Origin of the sequence: Streptomyces niphimycinicus (assembly GCF_018883605.1) — a bacterium.
GTDB lineage: Bacteria > Actinomycetota > Actinomycetes > Streptomycetales > Streptomycetaceae > Streptomyces > Streptomyces niphimycinicus.
Map to the genome: position 1 here is coordinate 1 of NZ_JAHLEM010000208.1, position 2,047 is coordinate 2,047.

The window sequence follows — 2,047 nt, forward strand, 5'->3', positions numbered from 1 at the left end:
CGCTCGACGAAGCACTCGCCGCGGCCGAACGCCGCGACGGCCTCGCGGACGGCGGAGTCGTAGAGCTCGGGGACTTCTTCCATGGTGCGGGCGACCTTGAGGCCGCGTCCGCCGCCTGAAGGGTGTCAATATTGCCATGCGATGGCTGACCTGGGGCTTTGTGGTCGCTTGAATACGGGCACGATTACTGATCGTGGACCTGCGAGTGCTCTATCTGATCTGCTGTCGGCTACTGGGTTGCTTTCTCTTGCTGAGCCGTTCGGCCGCAGCGAGCAACGCCGAGATCCAGGGCTGCGTCATGAGGTCGCTGTGCTGCGTCGACAGGTCGCGCGGCCGCGGCTCTCGTGGGCCGATCGTGCCGTGCTCTCCGCTCTTGCCCGGCACCTGCCATCTGTCTTACGCCGCCATCAGTTGGTTACTCCGGGTACGTTACTGGTCTGGCATCGGCGTCTGGTGCGCTGGAAATGGCGCCAATCACCGGTCAGACCCGGCCGGCCACCATTGCCGGACGAGATGGTCGCGCTCATCCAACGCCTAGCGAGGGAGAACCCGACCTGGGGGTACGTCAGGATCCAAAGCGAGTTGTGACGACTCGGTCATCGGATCACCGCTGCCACGATCCGACGCGTCCTGCGCTGCTCTGGCCTGCCTCCCGCCCCTGGGCTCGGTTATTCATCGCTGCTGGTCAAACGCCCCACCCAGCGTGCAGAGAGCTGCGACCATGATGGGATGATCGCGTCGCTCCTGTGCCACGTGACTCGACGCCTTCTCTCCGTCCCGACGGTGCTTCTACGGCGGGACACCTCGAAGGAAGCCGAACTTCTCGTCCTGCGCCATGAAAACGCCGTGCTACGACGCCAACTACAAGGATGAGCACGGTACGAAGCCGCGGACGCCTGTGGTTCGCCTCCCTGTTCTCACTAATCCCCCGCCGCCGCTGGGCCAAGGTTCTCCCCATCGCGCCCAGCACGCTATTGGCTTGGCACCGCAACCTCGTCGCCCGCCGATGGGCCTACTCCCGACGACGCCGAGGTCCCGGACGGCCGCCCACACAGGCCGCCGTCAAGAACCTCGTACTGCGCCTCGCCCACGAGAACAGCCGATGGGGCCACCGCCGGATTCAAGGTGAACTGGCCCGGCCCGGACACCGGATCGCCGCCTCCACCGCCTGGCAGATCCTCCACACCGCAGGCATCGACCCCGCGCCCCGCCACACTGGCCCAACCTGGCGCGAGTTCCTCTCTACGCAGGCCGCCGGCCTCATCGCCTGCCGCGTTCCGGCTCGGACACCCAGTCGGCTCGACGACGATCTGGGAGATCCTCACCGCGGCGGGCATCGATCCAGCCCCACGCCGCAGCCGTCCGACATGGCGCGATTTCCTGACCGCTCAAGCCCAAGCCATCATCGCCTGCGACTTCTTCCACATCGACTTGGTCGATCTGCGCCGGGTGTACGCGCTGGTGTTCCTCGAGCACGGCACACGCCGACTGCACATCGCGGGAGTGACCGCCCATCCCACCGGACCCTGGACGGTGCAGCAGGCAAGAAACCTCGCCGTCGAGTTGGGTATTCGGGTGGACTCGCTGCGTTTCCTGCTCCGCGACCGGGACGCGAAGTACACCGAGTCCTTCGACGCGGTCTTCAAAGCCGACGACATCCAGGTCATGAGGACCGCGCCACGGTCCCCACGGATGAACGGGCACTGCGAACGTGTCATCGGCACCATGCGCCGCGAGGCCCTCGACCACCTCTTGATCTGGAACGAGACGCACGCTCGGCAGGTCCTCGATGCTTACGCCCGGCATTACAACGGTCATCGCCCCCACCAGGCTCGTGGGCAGCTCCCTCCCCTCCTCCAGGAGCACCCGACGTCCATGGTCGGCCTGTCCGCTCACCGGGTTCTGCGCACCCGAATACTCGGCGGCGTGATCAACGAGTACAGATACGCCGGCTGACCGGGAACGACGAGTTTCCGAACGGCACAGGACTGAAGCCGGAGCACCGCCTCGACTCGAAGACGCTCTTCGACCTGGTGAAGCTGTCCTT

Annotated in this window: 2 pseudogenes; one reads left to right on the forward strand and one right to left on the reverse strand. The window is 65.9% G+C overall.

The features are described from left to right. Positions 1-116: pseudogene (locus KN815_RS51555) on the reverse strand (ATP-binding protein); the annotation flags it as partial. 1,162 nt (positions 117-1,278) lie between these two features. Between KN815_RS51555 and KN815_RS52195 the strand changes: the two are divergent. Next, positions 1,279-1,956 (forward strand): annotated as a pseudogene (locus KN815_RS52195) (integrase core domain-containing protein); the annotation flags it as partial. Positions 1,957-2,047 lie beyond the last annotated feature (91 nt).